At 54.7% G+C, this 19,262-nt stretch carries 17 protein-coding genes; 1 reads left to right on the forward strand and 16 read right to left on the reverse strand.

Annotation, left to right across the window (positions count from 1 at the left end; genetic code table 11):
* Positions 1-15 precede the first annotated feature (15 nt).
* The 4 genes from U4Y90_RS12590 to U4Y90_RS12605 all read right to left on the reverse strand — a co-directional run bounded on the left by U4Y90_RS12590 (position 16) and on the right by U4Y90_RS12605 (position 5,321).
* Entirely contained in the window at positions 16-1,194 is a 1,179-nt protein-coding gene (locus U4Y90_RS12590) for a Gfo/Idh/MocA family oxidoreductase (RefSeq protein WP_321794900.1), read from the reverse strand.
* Positions 1,194-2,516, reverse strand: coding sequence for a Rieske 2Fe-2S domain-containing protein (locus U4Y90_RS12595; RefSeq protein ID WP_321794901.1), 1,323 nt, complete (start codon positions 2,514-2,516; stop codon positions 1,194-1,196). The genes U4Y90_RS12590 and U4Y90_RS12595 overlap by 1 nt, the downstream gene beginning before the upstream one ends.
* 40 nt (positions 2,517-2,556) lie before the next feature.
* Complete coding sequence (locus U4Y90_RS12600; protein ID WP_415749335.1) at positions 2,557-3,522, reverse strand: PDR/VanB family oxidoreductase; 966 nt, start codon at positions 3,520-3,522, stop codon at positions 2,557-2,559.
* Between the two features lie 476 nt (positions 3,523-3,998).
* Positions 3,999-5,321: an MFS transporter gene (locus tag U4Y90_RS12605; protein WP_321794994.1), complete on the reverse strand. Its 1,323-nt coding sequence runs from the start codon at positions 5,319-5,321 to the stop codon at positions 3,999-4,001.
* A gap of 272 nt (positions 5,322-5,593) precedes the next feature.
* On the opposite strand from U4Y90_RS12605, the gene U4Y90_RS12610 reads away from it, so the two are divergent.
* On the forward strand, positions 5,594-6,181 hold the full coding sequence (locus U4Y90_RS12610; protein WP_321794903.1) for a MarR family winged helix-turn-helix transcriptional regulator: 588 nt from the start codon (positions 5,594-5,596) through the stop codon (positions 6,179-6,181).
* Positions 6,182-6,499: 318 nt separating this feature from the next.
* On the opposite strand, the gene tnpB is transcribed toward U4Y90_RS12610, so the two are convergent.
* From tnpB to U4Y90_RS12670, 12 genes are all read right to left on the reverse strand, one after another.
* Positions 6,500-7,096, reverse strand: a complete 597-nt coding sequence (gene tnpB / locus U4Y90_RS36115) for an IS66 family insertion sequence element accessory protein TnpB (RefSeq protein ID WP_415749336.1) — start codon at positions 7,094-7,096, stop codon at positions 6,500-6,502.
* A gap of 726 nt (positions 7,097-7,822) precedes the next feature.
* Positions 7,823-8,983 carry a porin gene (locus U4Y90_RS12620; protein WP_321794905.1) on the reverse strand — a complete coding sequence of 387 codons (1,161 nt, stop codon included), beginning with the start codon at positions 8,981-8,983 and terminating at the stop codon, positions 7,823-7,825.
* 456 nt (positions 8,984-9,439) lie between these two features.
* Positions 9,440-10,786: an MFS transporter gene (locus U4Y90_RS12625; RefSeq protein WP_321794906.1), complete on the reverse strand. Its 1,347-nt coding sequence runs from the start codon at positions 10,784-10,786 to the stop codon at positions 9,440-9,442.
* Positions 10,787-10,987: 201 nt separating this feature from the next.
* Complete coding sequence (locus tag U4Y90_RS12630) at positions 10,988-11,158, reverse strand: hypothetical protein (protein ID WP_321794907.1); 171 nt, start codon at positions 11,156-11,158, stop codon at positions 10,988-10,990.
* Positions 11,159-11,378: 220 nt separating this feature from the next.
* On the reverse strand, positions 11,379-12,500 hold the full coding sequence (locus U4Y90_RS12635) for an alpha/beta hydrolase (protein WP_321794908.1): 1,122 nt from the start codon (positions 12,498-12,500) through the stop codon (positions 11,379-11,381).
* A gap of 187 nt (positions 12,501-12,687) precedes the next feature.
* Complete coding sequence (locus U4Y90_RS12640; protein WP_321794909.1) at positions 12,688-13,935, reverse strand: MFS transporter; 1,248 nt, start codon at positions 13,933-13,935, stop codon at positions 12,688-12,690.
* A gap of 121 nt (positions 13,936-14,056) precedes the next feature.
* A complete protein-coding gene (locus U4Y90_RS12645) occupies positions 14,057-15,187 on the reverse strand; it encodes a porin (RefSeq protein ID WP_321794910.1) in 1,131 nt (376 codons plus the stop codon).
* A 287-nt stretch (positions 15,188-15,474) separates the two neighbouring features.
* Positions 15,475-16,716, reverse strand: coding sequence for an NAD(P)/FAD-dependent oxidoreductase (locus tag U4Y90_RS12650; RefSeq protein ID WP_321794911.1), 1,242 nt, complete (start codon positions 16,714-16,716; stop codon positions 15,475-15,477).
* Positions 16,717-16,812: 96 nt separating this feature from the next.
* Positions 16,813-17,121: a 2Fe-2S iron-sulfur cluster-binding protein gene (locus tag U4Y90_RS12655; protein WP_321794995.1), complete on the reverse strand. Its 309-nt coding sequence runs from the start codon at positions 17,119-17,121 to the stop codon at positions 16,813-16,815.
* Between the two features lie 133 nt (positions 17,122-17,254).
* Positions 17,255-17,602: a Rieske (2Fe-2S) protein gene (locus U4Y90_RS12660; RefSeq protein WP_321794912.1), complete on the reverse strand. Its 348-nt coding sequence runs from the start codon at positions 17,600-17,602 to the stop codon at positions 17,255-17,257.
* A 2-nt stretch (positions 17,603-17,604) separates the two neighbouring features.
* Entirely contained in the window at positions 17,605-18,132 is a 528-nt protein-coding gene (locus U4Y90_RS12665) for a hypothetical protein (RefSeq protein ID WP_321794913.1), read from the reverse strand.
* 59 nt (positions 18,133-18,191) lie between these two features.
* Complete coding sequence (locus tag U4Y90_RS12670; RefSeq protein ID WP_321794914.1) at positions 18,192-18,845, reverse strand: hypothetical protein; 654 nt, start codon at positions 18,843-18,845, stop codon at positions 18,192-18,194.
* Positions 18,846-19,262 lie beyond the last annotated feature (417 nt).

A 19,262-nucleotide genomic window follows, 5' to 3' on the forward strand; every position in this document is an offset into this window, starting at 1 on the left:
GACGTGGATCGAGCGTCAAGCGCCAATAAGCACATCGTGCTGCTCTGCGCTCGAACGCAGCATGGCGATACAGATCTCAAGGGTGCCGCGCGCCCAGATTCCGTCATGCAGCGGCGCGATACCGCCATGGACGGCCGCGAACAATTCGTCGATCACTTCGGCACGCGGGACCGCGGGTGCTGCGAGGGCGATACGCTGGCAGCGCTCATCTCCGTACACAATGATGCTGTCCGGTAATGGCCGGAGGTCTGCGTGCTCGCACGACACGATGACCGGACCGAAATGCTGATGTTTTGGCACGTCGACGCTAGTGCTAGTCATCGATAGGGCTGTGTAGGCATCGCCGCCATATGTGCCTGCCGCTTTAAGTCGCGCCTCCTCGTCCTTAGACCGTAAAAGAGCTAGCTTGCGCCGCGCGCTGCCATAATCGTCAAAGCTCTTGGGGCGGCCCATTTCGCCAATCCAACCGGTCCATTCATCCGAATCGAAATGCGCATAGCCGTTGTATGAAAGCGACGCAAACGCGCCGTTCTCGAACCAGAGGGTTGCGGTGTATGCGCCCTCAGTAGGACGTGATCGATCCCAATTGCCGACCGCTGCGCGAATACGCGTCGCGCGACTGCCCGCAAGGAGCCGGACGATGTCAACTTGATGCGCCGCCTGGCTGAACACCGCCCCACCGCCTTCTTCCGTTCTCAACTCCTCTGGTCTACGAGGACGAAACAGGTAGTCGGTGTAGTTCAGAGCCTGAATCATCTTCACTTCGCCGACACCGCCCGACAAAATCAGCTCGCGGGTGCGCCGGTACGGCGTATCGAAGCTATGACAGTGACCGACGATTAGATGCACATTCGCTTCGCGGCATGCGACGATCATTTGATCGCATTCCGCGATCGTCAGTGCCATCGGTTTTTCGACGAGCACGTGCTTGCCATAGCGCGCCGCCACGCGGGTATGCGCCGCGTGGTACTGATGCGGGCTGGCGATGTAGAGCGCATCGATACCCGGCATCCGCGCGAGCGCCTCAATGTCGTCAAACGTCGGAGCATCGAAATCAGCTTCGAACTGCGCACGTGCCTGAGCGCGAGGATCGCATGCGCCGACGAGTTGGATTCGTAGGTCCGCAAGAAACGTCGGCAGCATCAGCGAGAACGCGCGGCCCAATCCAACGATGCCGAGTCTCAGTTTTTCCATCACTGGTGGACCTGATAGTTGGTTTCGAGCTCTGCGGATTGCTGCTCACGCTCGCCCCCTACTGGCTGCGCAGCGAACTGTTTCCAATCAGTGTCCTTCGGCACCATCGCCTGGAAGGAACACACGCTTCTCGGAATGGTCATCTCGCCAGTTCCAATGGCCGTCTCTCCCGCCTGGAAGTCGCTAAGCGCGTCCAGCATACGGCGCCGAAACTCCACGACGGCCACGTCGCTTGCTCCGAGTCGCTCCTCCGAACGGTCAGCAATAGGACCCATGGTGACCCACATAGCGATGTCTTGGTTCGGAAAGCCCTTGATGCCAGTGAAGTTGCCAGCTTTCATTGCCTCCCGATCCTGCCAGAAGCGGTTATCGTGGTTACGCAATGGGCGGTAATACTCGTCCAGGTCAAAGCCGACCTGCTGACCCAGAAACTTGCGCCACGTTTCCGTCTCAGGCGTTTTGTCCGAATCACCCCATGCCATGAAGTAAAATGTCGTGCTGGTATCGTCGCAAGGTACATTTACGTTCGCGACGTTATACAAATTGTTCGGCGGAATCAGCGCTGTGGCGGGCGCGACGAATACAGTTGAGCGCACATAGTCGTGCGAGGCAGCGTTCTGAATCGGACGGCGAAGTGCCGCGTACCGGAAGCCGTAGCTCGTGCGATGCACCTGCAAACGCGGCGCCTTGTCAGTCGACGGGCGCAACCAGTTCTTTGCAGTCGCTTCAGCACCGCCTACGCGCGCCGGAACAAAGTCTGACGAGTGCAGACTGGAACTGTGCGCCGAGTCAATCGCACCTTCCAAAACTTGTGCCCAGTTACAAGGCAGGATCGCTTTCGCGATGCTCACACGCGTGTCTTCGGTCGGAGCCCAAGGCGGGGGCACAAATTCGGGAATCGAGTCCTGAGGGCCCATGTAGGCCCATACGAACCCGCCCCACTCCTTTGTCTCGTAGGCCTTGTGCTTAACCTTCTTCGTCATGTCGCTCGACGCAGGCTCAGAGACCATTTCGATCACGTTGCCCTTTACGTCCATCTTCCAGCCGTGATACAGGCAGCGAATACCGCAGTCCTCATTACGTCCGTAGACGAGCGACACGCGACGGTGCGGACAGTACTCGTCCATCACGCCTACGTTGCCGTCAGTGTCGCGGAACACGACGAGGTCTTCCCCCAATACTCGGGCCTTGACGGGCGGGCCATCCGGCTCGCTGACTTCCTCGATCAGACAAACGGGCGTCCAGTGACGCCGCATCATCTGTCCCATAAGAGCGTCACCCTCGACACGACACAGCAACTCATTTTCTTCATGCGTAAGCATTACCCTATCTCCTTGCCACCAGTTCGTTCAGAGTCGCTCGTTAGATGTCGAGGACCAGTTCTTCACTCTTCGCTCGCGAAACACAAATCATGATCTGGGAGGATTTCTCGTCCTCGGTAAGGATCATGTCGCGGTGCTCCGCATCTCCAGAGCAAAGTTTCGTGCGGCACGATCCACAGGTTCCGCTCTCGCATGAACTCGGGGCTCGGATCCCGTTGTCGCGAAGAATCTCGAGGATCGAGCGATCCGTGGGAATCTCAAAGGTCTGGCCAGATTTCGCAAGCTTCACCTTGAAGGGCTTGTTCTCCGCTGCGAGCGATTGATCGACGCCGAAGCTCTCGAAATGAACGCTGCCTTGTGGCCAGTGACCTGTCATGTCCCGCACACAGTCCATCAACGGACGTGGGCCACAGCAGTAAACGTGAGTCCCGCTACCCGGCTTCTCGAAGACGGGCCAGAAATCGAAAGCGTTCGCGAGATCGCCGTAATCGTGATGGACCACCACCTGCGACCGCCATTCGGAGTTCGTGAGTTCCTCGAGAAACGCCGTCATCTCGGGATTACGCGTGAGGTAATAAAGCTTGAAGCGAGGGCCTGCGGTCGAAGTCAGATATCGCATCATCGAAAGGATCGGCGTGATGCCGATGCCACCGGCGACGAAGACGAAACTGCGGGCGCGCTCGCTAAGTTCAAACTCGTTTCGCGGCTCCGCCACTTGAATCCGATCGCCTACGTGCAGGTTGTCCGCCATGCTGATTGAGCCACCACGGCCTGCTGCATCGCGTTTGACTGCGATCACATAGCGGTCCGTCTCTTCTGGGTCGTTTGACAACGAGTAGTTGCGATTGGCACCGCTAGGTACGCGCACCGTCACGTGCGCGCCGGCGGTGAACGGGGTGAGCTCGCGGCCCTCCGGATCTCGCAGTTCGAATCGAAAAATTCCTTCTGCGACATCCTCCTTTTCGGTCACTACGAGCGTCTTGAATGAAAGCTCGTCGTTTGCCATCTCGCTCATTACCCTTCTCTCCAGTCTCGTCAGTCCTGCGTGATGCGGATCAACGTTGATAACCAATACGTTTATATTAGATATCTAAGCATATTTTGGCAAGCGGGTTTTCCCTGAGCGGGCCGATGTCGCTAAAATCGGTACATCGCTGTTCGGTCGTCGGACCGGCAGGGATTATCTGCGCAAGGAGGGCGCGTCGAAGACGATTCCGATTGTGCTAACAGGTCGGTCGCGCTCCCCCCCCGATTGCTAACTCGCAGAGCCGTCTTGTTTCCGAACGGGTGGGAACGCATGCGGTGGCTCCGGGCAATGGCAGTGCTGCTCATTCAGCAGCAGTGTCGAGTGTCGCCAGCGACAGCCCCAGGCGCCAAACATCAACCCGAGAAAAGCAAGCGCCTAATCGCATCATTAAGCGTTGCGCTGGCGAGCAAACGTCACGCGGCGCCCCAAGAGCCGCTTCAATACGCAAGTCGCCCTCAGGGCTGCTGCATGTGTTCGCGCAAGGTGTTTGCTGGGACCCCAAGCAAGACAGCTAGACCGCCCAACAGGACAAGCGCTGCGATGCCGGACAGTCCGACCGAGAGACTTCCAGTTAGCGTCTTGGTCCAACCGAGTGCGATCGGCCCACAGAACGCACCGATTTGTCCGAGGCTGCTGATCAACCCAATACCTGCAGCGGCAGTTTCGTCGCTCAGGTACGCGGGGGGAATTGACCAGATGATTGCGGCTGCACCGAAATATGAGATCGAGATCATGCCAAGACAGAGGATCGACATCAAAGAATTCCCGGCGACCATCGGCAACATCAGTCCACCAAGACCACCTATCGCTGTACAGCCGAAGAAGTGCCAGCGGCGTTCCAGCGTCACGTCAGAACTTCGCGCCACGGCGAACATGCCTAGCGCACCGATGATGTACGGCAGAGCGGACAACAGGCCGATATTGAACACATCGGTGACGCCCGCCTGACGGATGATAGTCGGCGTCCAGTAGTTGAGGATTGTTCCGCATAACGGCACCGTTCCCCATCCAGCTGCCAGGATATAAACGCGGGGGTCCTTCAGTGCAACGAGCAGTTGATGGCGGCTGTGCTTCGCGGGTTTCTTCTCGGCGCGATCAGCAGCCAGCGCATCCAGAATGATCTTCTTCTGTTCGTCGTCGAGCCAACGAGCGTCCTGCGGCCTGTCGACAAGATAGAAGAACGCAACGATACCCATCACCAGCGCCGGCAGGCCTTCCAAGAAGAAGAGCCACTGCCAATTTCTATATCCGAGCACGTCTACGAAGTTGTGCAAGATCCAGCCCGACAGTGGACCGCCGATGATCCCCGCTGCCGCAATTGCTAGCAGGAAACGCGAGGTGATTCGTGCGCGACGCGCGCCCGGATACCAGAAAGTCAGATACAGGATGATGCCGGGCCAAAAGCCTGCCTCTGCGGCGCCCAGCAGAATCCGCGCTAAGTAGAATTGGGTCGGCGTCGTCATGAAGGCCATGGCAGTTGAGATGCCGCCCCAAAGGACCATGATTCGCGAAATCGTGAGCCGCGCGCCAATCTTCTTGAGCAAAAGGGTGCTTGGTACTTCGAGCGCTATATAGCCGATGAAAAATAGACTCACGCCCAGCCCATACGCCGCGTCCGAGAGACCGAGGTCCTGCTTCAGGTGCAGTTGTGCGAAGCTCACGTTCACTCGATCCAAGTAGTTCAGCACCCAGCAGATAAAAATGAATGACATCAACCGCCATGTGACTTTGTGATAGGTGGCTTCGACGCGTCCCGCTGATGCGTCCGATTCCGACATGAATTGAGTGATCGTGGGTTTGGCCACCAAACGTCTCCGTTGCGCTTACTCTTACAAAACGACGCGCGCAACGCGTGGCGCTCGTCCACTCGTTCCAGGCATCAACCAAATTTTTATTCGATATCTAACGATAATGGTACAAAGGCTTCGATGCGCGAACAAGTAAGGGTTTGCACCGACATGCGCGCCTAAACTTGCCGGAGAGGGCTGGGGCGACTCGCGACCCGCTATCATGTCGTTTACGCGATTACCGTTTTCTTCAAAACACTGTTATGGCACGCAACAAGACTGAAAGCGGAGCGCCGCGCGAAACCGCGGAAATGCTTCGCCACTGGCACGAGTCGGTGCCGAATGACCGCCTGGCCCACTTGGTCAAGGACGCGGCACGCTCCATGGTCCGTGCGCTTCAGATGCGACTTACGGAACACTCCGTATCGTTTGGGCACTGGACTTTCTTACGCATCCTTTGGGAGACGGACGGACTCACGCAGCGCGAGTTAAGTGATCAGGCGGGCGTCATGGCGCCTACCACGTTTGCTGCGGTCACCGCTATGGAAAAACTGGGTCTAGTCGAGCGACAGCAGCGCCCTGAGAACAAGAAGAATACGCACGTCTACCTCACGCCAAAGGGGCGAGCACTGAAGATCAAGCTAGTCCCGTTGGCAGAAGAGGTCAACGATATCAGCGTGATGGGATTGAGCGAACGGGACATCAAGACGGCGCGCAAGGTATTGCTCGCAGTCATCGAAAACTTGGCAGAAGACGAGGCAGAGTCCACGAATCCGAGTCGGCGAGTCCCGTCAACTCGAGAATTGGGCCGGATCATTTCTGAACGGGGCGAGAGTTTGGAAGACTTGTAACGGCAATTAAGGGGCAAGCAAGGTTCCTGACGCTGAAACCGAACCTCCCGCAGTCGATTGAATCAGATTAAATCATCGTGATAGTCTCAAAAAGCAGCGCGAACACCCAGCGCTCGTCGAGTCACTCGACGCTTACAGCGCAATCAGTTCGGAACGAGCGCTGGGGCTGCTTTCATAAGATTCGCCGAGCCGAGCAAACCCTTGACCCGGACGAGCCGACGATTGGCCCCCGCTCTTCCCTCCAAGTCGTTCCATGGCGCGATCACTCCAGCGCAACGACACACGGATAAACATTTAGGTCTTGCTCCCAGTTGTCGACTACGACGAGCAGACTTTCCTACGGAAAAATCGCTCGTCGCTCAGTTCGACCCAATTGGCACACTCGAGTTGAACCTCGACGCTTCTGCATGACCGACCCGCCCCACTGCCGTTGCCCATGAAAAAAGCGCGATGCGGGAATTCCCATAGGGAGGAGCCAATATTCTGATTGAATCGACGTGACGTGTCCTCACCGAAAATCCTGGCCTTCCAAGTGGCGAGGACTGAGCGCTCGCCGTGACAATCGTCGACTCGCCATCCTTCTTCGTTGCATACTTGAAGCGGATGTGTTCCACGACCGAGAGCTTGACAGCTCACCGCGACGGCACGAGGAGGGCTACCGCGCTGGACTCTCAATACCTTCGAGCCACGCATTGAGTTCCGCGGGCGTGAATCCACGTTGTCCGAGCGCCGGGGGCGATGGGAATGCCCATGCTCGAGCCGCTTGTACCAAAGCGCGAACCCGGTACGATCCCGATAGAGGCAATTCACCTTCGTGCAGTCACGGCCGACGAACACGAAAAAACTCTCCACAACCGGCTTCTGCGCAAGCAGCGACTCGACCAGATGCGACAGAGCGTCGATCGACTTGCGCATGTCGACCGGCTCGCGGCGGATGTCGGCTCGAACGTCAACGGCGATCAGCACCGTGCACCGCCAAGCTGGTCAAGAACGAAGAGCGCGAAGCGCTCCGCATGCACGCCACTCAAATCCGATGCGAACGCCGGCGATCGATAACGTAACGCGATCACGCGTCGGTGATGATGGCGTATCGGCTGACGCAGATGATGGTGTCGCCGCAGGCCCACCTTCGGGGCAAACGACGACATACGCGACGTCGGCCGTCACAGCCAGCGGACTCGTCGACCGCCTTTCGCCCGTAAGCTTCTTCGCCACAACCCGAAAGTGCGGACGGCAAGGCATTGTTCGCGACAGAATCGTCAAGTGCCAACGCCACCCTCTTCCGTGCGGTCACCATCTCTCGGCAGAACGCTTCGCCCTGGCGAGGGCGTCGTGTGTGCGTTCGCACAGCAGCTCGGCCCGTCGCGTAGTCGTCCATCGCATCACTGCAACCACTAACATTGCCAAACCTTCGCATCATGCACCCGGACACTTAAGACAGGTTGCGCTGACGGATCAGGCAAACCGCAGAGAACGGCGAGCAACGCATCCATCGACTGGCACCTGAACACGCCGCCGAACGGCGGACACGTTCACAATGGGATCTTTGACTGTCGGAAATGCCACTTGAGGTAGGACCTTTCAGGTTGTGGTCGACGCCCCCCGCGCGCGACAGGTGCAAGTAGCCGATTGTCGCAACTGCTAGAATTTTTGTCGAATGCCAAGTGCTCCAATCGTCTGATTGGCCGTCGACGACGGCGAAAGCGTGCTTATATTGGCCACGGCCCGCCGCCCCGTCGAGTCGATTCCAGAAGCATGCTGATAAACACCGACCAAATATAAATCTGTTCGCTTGGACAGAAAATAATCGAACCCACACATCGTTTGATTGTATTTAGCGTTGTTCACGCCATACCCTTGCATATAGTTGTGCGCAATGCCTACAAGCAGAAACGGAGTAACCCTGTACTTGAAGTTAAATTCGACGTTGTGAAACCGCGCGTCGCCTCCTATGCCCATTGCAGGGAGTTCCGGCAGTGTACCGATACGCTTGAACTGCACGTTGCTATACGTCGCTCCGAGCGTCACGCCCCCGATAACATATGCTAAGCCCGACGTCAGAACCTGCTGCTTTGCCGCTGATGCATATCCAGAGATCACTGCGCTCGAAGCCATGTTTGACCCAGTGGCACTGGAGTTCGCATTATTTCCAAAGAATGAATAATTAGGATAATTTATATTTATATAAGCGATACCCGCTGAGAATGGACCGTGAGCATATCCGACCCCAGCTGACCATATGCTATTTCGGCTAAATTCACCTGGCACCCCACCAAAACCAAAGACACCGCCAAAAATTATCCCCCTATACGGCCGACTGGTGTATTTAATTGAGTTATTGACCAGATAGGCCGGAAGATTATTATCGAGATTGCCTGGGTGCGAGCCGTAGCGCGATGACCATTGCGAAGTCGATGCGAAGACCGCGGTATAGTCGACCACGGAGTCGTACTGTCGACCGAGTGTCACCGTTCCCAACGCAGACGATATCCCAACATAAGCTTGCCTGCCGAATAGGTCGCCACCCTGCGCCAGCGCCCCATTGTTGACGGTCATTCCGCCTTCGAGCACGAACAGTGCCTTCAGAGCTCCGCCGAGATCCTCTGTGCCGCGCAAGCCCCAACGATCTCCCTGCACGTTGCCACTCGCCATCGAGACTTGGCTGCCACTGTGACCACCGGAAACCGTGTTGTTCACGTAGCTTAACCCCACGTCGACAATTCCATACAAAATTACCGAGCTCTGTGCTTCTGCTACGTTACATAGTATTCCTAATATTGCTATTGATAGTAACCTTCTCACGCTACTCTCCTCCTGCCTTCACTCCCGCTAAATTAAATGCGCTTTTTTTATCTTCAATTACAAATACCATGCTTCTGAAAGCAGGTGACCCCTAGGCAACAAGACATCACCCGCTCCAACATCGGCTTACATCCTGCTTTCTTGCAAGCTGCTATAAATGGAATGTTCTGCTCGTCTAAATCGACTCAACGAGTTCGCAAATCATTGCTCAGACGCGCAGACGCCGCGTCTTCGCTTATCCTCCACAGGCACTGCTGTCTGCCCGGAAACTGGTCAATAGATGGCCTAGCCTGCCGACCTTCTGGATCGCGCCATTGATGCGCCGCCCGGTAATAATTTCGCGTTGCGTGGCATGTGGCGTCTTGTAGATATTCAACCGGATTACGATCTCGCGCCAGACCGAAGTGGGTAATTGCAAAGCGGGTCGCCCTTACATTCGGAACTTGGGACCGTGTCCTAGGCGTCTTTTTTCCCGTCGCGCTCAATAAAAGTCGCGGCGAACCAAAAAAATATCGCACCCACCGCACTACAGGCAATTACACAGATGAGGGCGACACGTAACGAGTGCGCAACGTTCAACCCATTCAGAATGTCGCTCAAAAATCCCGGCGCAAAAGGACCGAATGCCTGTCCGATGACTACTGTGGTGGCCGACGCCAATGCAGCCGCCATGCTCCGCAGTGTCGGCGGTGCGCCATTCTGCACAATCGCAAAGGCCGGCCCCGTGGCAAATCCAGCGACAAACACATAGGCTGAAAACCAGATAAAAGCATGTTGCTGCGCCCCCCCGCTCACCGCAAGCACCGCCATCGGCAGAGCGACCAGAATCGCTGCCGCCGCGAGACGGGCACGGTTTGCCGGATGCCGGCGGGCGAGAATGTCGGAAACCTTGCCGCCGACCACGACGCCAACCGCACCCGAGGCCGCGGCAATCATCCCCATGTGCAGCCCCACTTCGCGTGGCGACATTCCGTAAAAGCGCATCATGTAAGCTGGAAACCAATTGAGGAGCGCCTGGCTCGCGAAGATCGAAAGACCAACGCCGACAGCCGCAAGAACCAGTTCGCGGCGGGCAAGAAGCACCTTAACCGAAGCAGCAAACGGCGGAAATGGATCTGCCTCACGTTCGAAGCGCCGACCACCGACATCTCGAAGCATGAGAAAAAGCAACAGCGCGAGACCAATGCCCGGCAGTCCAATTAGCACGAACGTATGACGCCAACCGAAGAGATGCACGAACAGGCCGCCCAACGCGAGACTCGCCCCCGCCCCCAGATGAACGCCGATTGCATAGATGCCGAGCGCCGACGCACGTTGCCGAGGCGGAAAATAGTCGGCCACCAGCGCTTGCGATGTTGAACTGGCGCCGCCCTCGCTCGCGCCCGTGATGATCCGTGCGGCGAACACAAACGCGAACGATCCGGCCACACTACACGCCGCGGTCGCTACGCTCCAGAGGCAAAGGCACAGCGTTATCACCTTACTCTTTGACCACCCGTCTGCAAGCCGCGCGAGCGGGATCGCGGCCACCGCGTAGAAAAGACCGAACGCCAGTCCCGACAGCAGGCCGATTTGCGTGTCAGACAGGTGCAGGTCGCGGCGGATCGGGTCGATCATGATCGCGATAATCTGGCGATCGACGAGGCTTACCGCATAGGTCAGTGTCAGCATCGCCAGCACGAAATAGCGGTAACGAGAGCCCATGTACGATGTGTCGCTGCTCGTCGGCTCTGAGAGGTCCTCACCAAGATGTTCGGCGTTTCGTCGATTCACGATGGCGTCTGATGGCGATGGGGGGTTCACTCTTGCTGGCTCCTTTTTTATTCCTAAGGCTGCGTCTACTGAATGGTACCCGCAGCATTAGCGGAGCCGGCTCACACAGGTGTACGCGCGAAACCGGGCCCCTTTCAATATTCTTGTTATCGCGTGGACAACCCACGAACGCGATGCGAACGACCAAGCCGAGCCCCTGTTTGGTCACACCACAGGGCGCTTCAGCGGCGGTCACTTCAGATATTCATGCTGGCGGTAATAGCGTTCAGCACCCGGATGCAGAGGCGCTTCTACACCCTTCCACATTGAATACGCGTCGATCGGATAGGTCATCGCCGCAATTTCAGACAGCATGTGACGGTAGCGGCCGTCGAGTTCCGTGCGCTGCTCGCGACGGCCCATCCCGGTGTCACGTCATAAAGCGTCTTAATCATCGGATCGACCTCGCCGGTCTTTAGCGCCTAGATGTTGTCCCCGCCCGCGCCGGTCTCGATCAAGAAAATCGACCCCGGCCCTGACTTCCACCTAAGGTGCGCCACTATGCAGCCGCTGGCAATGGATTGGGAAAATGGCGTTTCCCCATGACGCGCTTACTCTCCATTCACTATGAACCTGCGGGGAATTACAAGGACGTCCTGGCCCATCGCACCAGACGCTCAGCAAGAAGATCCTTCAAGCTTTCCTGCCCGACCATAAAATGACTCGCTCCCTCCAAGATTTCGAACTCACTTCTCCCCGCAGCGGCATCGACATAGCGCTGCATCTGCGAAGGCAGTACCAGCTCATCGTTACCGTAGCTGATTGCAAGCACAGGTACGTTCGTCTCGCCCATGCGGGCCGGACCGTCAGCCCGCGTATAGTCGATGCTCCATTGACTAAGCCATGATCGCATCGTCGATACACGGCCCATGCTGAGATGTGAATCATTCAGCCGCCTTGTGAGTTCCAAGTCACGTGCCTTCCTGCCGTTTGGGTCTAATGTCACGTCAATGAATGCGGGATCTGCGCCAGTGCCATGAATGATCATGATTTGATCCCTCGGGCCAGACACCTGCCTGCGCAAGGCTGACAGCGCCGACAGCGCATGTTCAGATAGTCTCCGATTGCGGGCAATTTGCGCTGCGCGGTAGCGGGCGAGCCAGTCGCGATCGAACGGAACGTGTCGTTCGACGAAAAGATCAAGATCGGGATTGCGGAGCGTCGGATTCGTTTCATCGAAGATTGCCGGGTCGAGATATGACGTCAGTGCTTCTGCACGCCCTGGATGCGCCGATAATAAGATGATTGCGTCAGCCTCCCCTAAGGCACCCATCACAAAGCTCTCGCCGTCTGGATATGTTGTGATCGAGGGCTTTTCAGCTTCGGCTTGATAAAGCGATGATAATGATCCTCCGCCCGAATTTCCGACAAGCACGACCTTCTCAAAGCCTTGCGCCCGAAGGAAAGCCACCGCCAGACCTAAATCTTGGATGCACTGCTCCATCGTCAGTTCGAGTTCGTTATTAACAAATCGAGTCGCTAACCCTAGGCACGCGCCACCATGCTTTTCGAGATATGGCAATAAATAATGTTTGGTGAAATCACCCGCTGGGTGGCATAGGACAAAAGCGACCAACTTGTCACAATTAGTCGCGCAATATCTTGCACTGAGATACAACTGAGGAACAGAGCCACCGCGCCGAGCATCAGCACTCGCGGAAGCTTCGGCTGTCAGGACTACGGGTTTTCCGGTAACGACGCTCATAAAAAATCTCCCTCCTCGACTCGGTCGTAGATTCAAGATCGCCGACGCGGTATGCAATGTCGCGGCACGCTGTCCTTACCGACCTCACATGAATTAAGAAGCTGCACGTCGGTGAACCCAAAGAAGCAATAACTCGCCGACAGTTGATGCACAATTATTCGCCAACAAACGCGACCATTTGTCGACGCTATGTTTCCTCCTCATAGCGCGGAAGAAAATACATGCACAGACTGAGCGCGAGCATGAGTGCCGATGAACTAAGAAGACCTGCCCGATAACTTCCTGTGACTTGAAGAGCCCACCCAAAACCCGCCGGCCCCACCGTTGCGCCGATTGAGTACATTGCGAAGAGAAAAGCAAATATTGTCGTGAACGCACTACGATCGAAATATCTGCTCACTATGAAGGCTAGAAAATCAATCTCAACGCCAATGCTCAGCCCAATTCCTACTGCCGCGAAAACATATGCTGTCGGCGAATTCGCGATCGCGAAAACCGCAAGGCCAGATGCTGTCACTGCAAGTATGGCGGTCACCACTCGCGGCGCAAACACTCGGTCAAGCAACGCTCCACCAACAAGACGGCCAATGATTAGAGAAAGCCCCAAAAACGCTTGATATTGAGCCGCGCGAGAAAGCGCCTCCCCTCTCGACTGTAACAAAGGGACGAAGTTCGTCACCCCCGCGACCAACACAGCCCCTGTCAGGAAAGCAAAAACGGAAAGAATCCATATCCGGGCCTGCTTTTTCTCCCTTGCGAGGAGGGCTCGAAGGTCTCGAGACACAGTTTGGCTCCGCTCCAACGAATCTGGATATGCGCGCAAACATGTTAATGCACAAGGAAGCGACACGAAAACAATCAGCATTCCATACGTACCGCACAAATCTCTCCATCCTCTAATACTTACGATTTTCGCAGCGATTGGAGGAAGCAGGAACGCACCGACCCCAACACCAATCATCGCAATGCCGAGCGCGAGTCCACGATATCTTTTGAACCACCCAATTACCAAACTCGCGTACGTAGGAGGAAGTGTACCGCTCCCAAGTAATCCTACGAGGCCAAAAACGAGGTGCGCTAGAAGATAGTTCTTTGGAATCGCACCCAACAACCAAAAGCATCCGGCAAGCAAGATCGAAGAAACGATCACAACTCGACGAGATCCTATACGATCCGCCACCGCTCCCCACACTGGACCCGCAATTGTTGAGCAAAGGGAAAACGAAACGAAAAGAGAAGATCGTTGAAACTCCGACCATGTAAAGTCGAGTGCAATTGCTCCCGTTAGGATTCCGAATGAATAGACTACCAGCACACCAATGCTGAACAATAAACCAACGAAAGCAGCCCCAGTGACACTCCAAGCTCTCCAAGAGTCTTGTAAGATAATGTCAGTGGATTTATCTGAATCCTCTAACGATCGTGATGTAGACATGCTTGTTCCTCGAATAAGCGATTGACGGCCTTCGATGCAGGTATCTAGCCTACGCGACCAGCTAGAATTTCCTCACCTCAACAGGAGTCGCGACAAGGCAGTGTATTGTGGCAATCTCATACTAAAAAAAATGACGAATGCCTACCATCACTCCGGTTTGGTCGATCCCTGCCATAGGCAAAGAGGATGTACCTGCCGTTCCTCCGTCGATTGTGAACGTCGCCTTGCTTTGATTGAACATACGACCAGCCGTTAGATACACTGCACTGCGCTTGGAGAGCAAATACATCGCGCGAGCTGCAATGACTGACCCTCCAACGGGATTTCCGTTCACATTTAAGTGTCCGAATTGCGCGTCGAGCGACAACGATGGTGTCGGCATATACTGTCCACCGAACCACCAGAAATCGCTATTGACGTTGAAAACTCCTGGTGCCTGAAGCCCGTGATTGATACGGTGTTCGATGCCAGCACCTAAGGTTGTTGTCGCGAACTTCACATATCCACTCAAGAGAGCGCGCGTATCTGTCTGCGAACTACTTGGGAGAGGCGACCCGCTTCCCCCACCTCCATAGTTTCGATCGACTACTGCCGCGGCACCCCATGCAGGCGTTTCGTACTTCAACATCGCAGACATCGATTTACATGCCCGCCAATCCGAAGCTGATTGCCCCGCACACCCGCCGGCGACTGCAGGGGCGACTGTATCTCGACCAAGAGAGTAGCCAAGTCCGAAGGACAGACCATTACTCGAAAAACTGTAGACGATTGAGTTATCCGTCCGAGGTGGCGTAATCAAGTAAGTATCCAAAAGGGCCGCCGCATATATGCTCGGCGCGAGCGTATCCCCAGGATTGCCCCAAAATATTTGCGAATACTGACGACCAAAAGATAGCGTACCCCAACGCCCTGAAATTCCAACATAGGCCTGCCTTCCAAAAAGACGGCCATACTGATTCAAAGTACCTTGTCCCGGCGCGAACCCTGACTCTAGGACAAAAATCGCACTGAGCCCTCCACCTAGGTCTTCTCGACCTCGAATACCCCATCGAGACGGAAGCGTTCCCGTCAACGTCGGAACCAAGGCTGCGTTAGATCGCTTACTACCTATGTTGGTCACATACTCCACGCCGGTGTCAATGATCCCATACAGGGTCACACTTGATTGTGCATCCGCCGGTTTGGTCGCACCCATATAAAGAAGCATAAAGAACCATACGCTCCAGTGCCTCCACTCCTTCTTTAGCGTCACGAAAGTCTCCATTATGTTATCGACTACGGAACGATCTATCGCCGTTCCTAATCTGCTTTCTAAAATGTACTGTTTCGATACATTACATATTGTATTCGTTATCCTAACGATATCACTTGTTTCTCTTCTGGGTGCTTACCTAACGATTACATCTTTTACGCGGTCTAGCGTGCGGCGAAGATGTGCACGTTGTCAGACGAATCACAGCGAAGATGAAAATTTATTCCTATAAGACTGTGTTCCAGTCGTGCTAGGGCAAGCGGTGCTTCCTCACAAAACTTCTGTGTCTAATCGTTTGCCTCATTCAGGCCGATCTCTTTCAATGATTTAGACACGTCGGCCAACACCTCGACACTGCGTTCACACCTAGCTACGACTAGACCGCGGCCTTGTACGTAATCTTTAACTGAATTAACGCAGTCCAGCGCGATAACCACACCATTCTTTAGATAGATCATTGAAAGAGAGTCTACGCTTCGATTACGACGGACCACGATTGAGTCGTACCCCCTCGATAGGCCGACCGTTTGCAACTTGAGGCCGAATTGATTTGACCAGAACCATGGAACCACCTTGTAACCTTCCGGCTTTCCTGCAATTGTCTTGGCAACGACGTTCGCCATGTCGACCGCGTTCTGTACGGACTCCAACCGGATTTCCTCCCCTCCAGAGAAGTCATTGATATGAAGTGCGCAGTCGCCTATCGCAAATACTTCCGGAAGAGTTGTTCTACAAAAGGAGTCTACCTTCACGCCGTTTTCGCCAAGAGCTCCGGCTGCTAGCAAGGGACCAACTGCGGGCTCGATTCCAATCCCCACGACGATAAGTTGAGCGGTTAAGAATTCACCGTCGGCAAGACGCACTCCCGAAACGCGACCATCCTGTCCTTGGATGGAAGCTACCGCGTTGCTTAACCGAATGTCCACGCCATGCGACCGATGTCTGGACTCGTAGAATCTCGACAGCGGTTCGCCTGCAACGCGCGCTAGGACTCGGTCAGACGCTTCAACAACCACAACTTCCTTTCCGAGGCTAGTCAGCGCCGAAGCCGCCTCCAGTCCTATATAACCACCACCGATCACAACAACGCGCTTAACTTTCGGCAGTTCGGACACGAGCTGATCAATGTCCGCGCGGTTACGAAGACTATGAATTCCGAGCAAGTCGCTGCCTTCGCAGGTCAAAGATCTTGGTACACCACCTGCCGCCCAGACCAGCACGCCGTAATTGATACGCTCACCTTGCTCGGTCGTGACAGTCTTGGTATTTGGATCGACTGCAACGACACGTTGACCGAGAAGCAATGAAATATCGCGGTCGCCCCAAAAACGGATAGGTCGTATTAATAGTCGTTCGAATCCTTTTTCTCCCTTCAAGTAGTCTTTAGAAAGAGGCGGCCGCTCGTATGGAGGATCAGTCTCTAAGCTGACGATCGCAATAGAACCTTTAATCTGAGCCTGCCGAAGCGCAATCGCCGTTTGAGCACCTCCGTGACCACCGCCGACTATTAGAACTTCGTACGATTTCATGAACTGACTTCCTTCTCGAAGACGCAACCCGCATTTACAGAGATGTCATTCCTCTCGTTTATAGCAACGGGAATCTGTGGTGAGAGAGAATGTGCCTCAATCCTCTGGAGCAATTTTCGCACTCAGCCCATCGAGGCTCTCCGATAGCTCAATCTGGCAAGCCAATCTCGACTGTTCTGTACGGAAGGACGTTGAGTCAAGCAGCGATGCTTCGTCTTCTGTTGCAGGTGGCAGCAGAACGTTAAATTTCTCTTCGATATAGACGTGACATGTCGCGCATGACATACAGCCGCCACAAAGTGCGATTACTTCGTCGATGCCTGCTTCTTTGATCGCTTCCATAAGAGAAATGCCGCTAGAGGAGTCGATTGCAATTGTTTGCCCCTCGCGAGTGGTTACATGCACCTTCAAAGTTGTCTCCACTTATACCGATGCCCCGCGAATTTCGGTAATAAAAAGTTCCTGGCCAATCCAAAAAATAAACCGTCTCGCAGAATTACGGCCGGTCCTTGTCATCTGCTGCGTAACCTTTTGTTATCTACACATCGATCGCCACATAAACGATTCCGTCGGTTACACAAACATCGAAGGTCTTGAGGTGCATAATGCTTTCGCAGCCGACTGTCGCTCCGGTTGCAATATCGAACCGCAGAAAGTGCCATGGACATACGACCTCGCCATCAACTACGCGCCCAAACTTCAACGGCCCGCGCATGTGCGGACAGCGACTGTCGAAAGCGGTTATATTCGTGGCAGCCGATTTTCCTCTTGCAAAAGCAATTGTTCTGCCCTTGACGACCCGAGTGACGACGGTGCCATCGAACGGTACGTCGCTTTCGTTACAGACCAGCACCATTTCAGACGTCTTCGGCGTAGGTTGCTTCATGCTCAGGTCCTCAATGTACGCTGTTCTACGTTAAGGCCGGCAAGCGCAATAATTGGATGAACGAAACCACAGCTTGCGCATGTTCTGTCACGAACGGACCCGTTGAAATTTGACGCCCAATCGTCGGCAAAATCGAGAAGCTTTTTGAATCCTAGCGGTGGGATGGCAAAGGTTTGAGAATTTAAAGAATTGCCGCATTTCGGACATGGGCAGTCAACGATCGCTTTAGCAGGCTTTCCTTCCGCACCACCTACAGCAAGTACTGCGTATTGGGCTCGGGTGCGTGGAATGTCTAGCCATATCGCGTCGGAGTCGAATGAAACCCAGTAACCGAAGAGGTTCTCTACCGTAAATGATGTTCCAGATGAAATTCGATGCATTACTGGGGCACCGCTAACGGCCGAAATTATGATTACCCTGTTGCCGCGCCGCTCAAGCAGGCGATATTTTGCTCCTCCCAGGTCATTGGCACCCGTCCAGATAGCGTATTGCCCTCTCTGGATCCAGCCCAACGCGGTGTCATCGAGCATCCGAACGAACGACATGTCCGGAGACGGAATGGCCCCAGCAGGGGCGACGAATCCGCGGTTCACCATTGCAACCTCGCGGCTCTCTCCTCGGGTTTATCGACTGGCTGCATGGCAGAATATCCCAATGGATTGTTATGACCGCAATCGGGACAAAGTTGATTTTTTGGATTTGAGTTGTACTCGCGTACAGCGGCTACTTCGGCTGCCCAGAACTTTCTGAAGTCCTCTCCGCTTCTAAGCTCACGCATAAATAGCAACGTCACGCACTTTTCGCAATACCAAGCGAATCGATCGGTTTCCCTTCCCTTTGGCTTTCCCATCACAATAATTACGCGTCCGGGCTGCGCATCATCCGGAGGAAGCGTCAGGACGATTTCATCTTTATCATTGATATGCCAATATCCGAATACATGCTGCGCGTGATGCGGCGTTCCAGCACGGGTTACGTGAATCGAAAACGGATGCCGCGGCACTTCCAATACCCCGTTCGGGCCGATTTCGAAATTCTTACGCGTCTCAACGAGCGCGATCGGTGTCGTCTTATTAATTCCAAGGTCGGATATTTTTTTATTTTCGACAGATCGAATACCAACGACGTTGTCGCCTACTTCTTTGAAGCCAAAAAACTGTTTAATTACTTTGTCGTGGAGGTAGTTCCAATCATCCGCAATTCTTTCTAAAGGTTCATCAACATAAAGGTTCGAATAAAGCATGATAAGTCTCCTTGAAAAAATCTCATTTATCAATAACGGACGAGTCGAAGCTGTATCAAATAGTTCATAACGCGCAACCAACTTCTAATTCCTTCTGACTCTCAGTGAAGCTCGCCTCGTTAGCCCTATCCTCTCGCGTCTCGCGTCGTGTATAAATTTTTTGTTATCTGAAATAAAATTACGATGTATCTCGATCGGCGAATACGCAAGTAAAGTGTTAACCACAACAGCGTTTTCTGTGGTCGTCGACAAACGCGGATAGGTGGTCGACCTGCGCCACGATGGAGCGTCTCGGTTTCCGAATCCTGGCTTATGCTTCACTTATCCGCCTTTATCGTTTTTCATCGGACAAAAGCGGTTGCGATCCCGCATCCGACAATGGTCTATCACGGCTAGGCCTCGAAAAAACAACTGCTA

It is taken from the genome of Caballeronia sp. J97, assembly GCF_905220305.1.
Classification (GTDB): domain Bacteria; phylum Pseudomonadota; class Gammaproteobacteria; order Burkholderiales; family Burkholderiaceae; genus Caballeronia.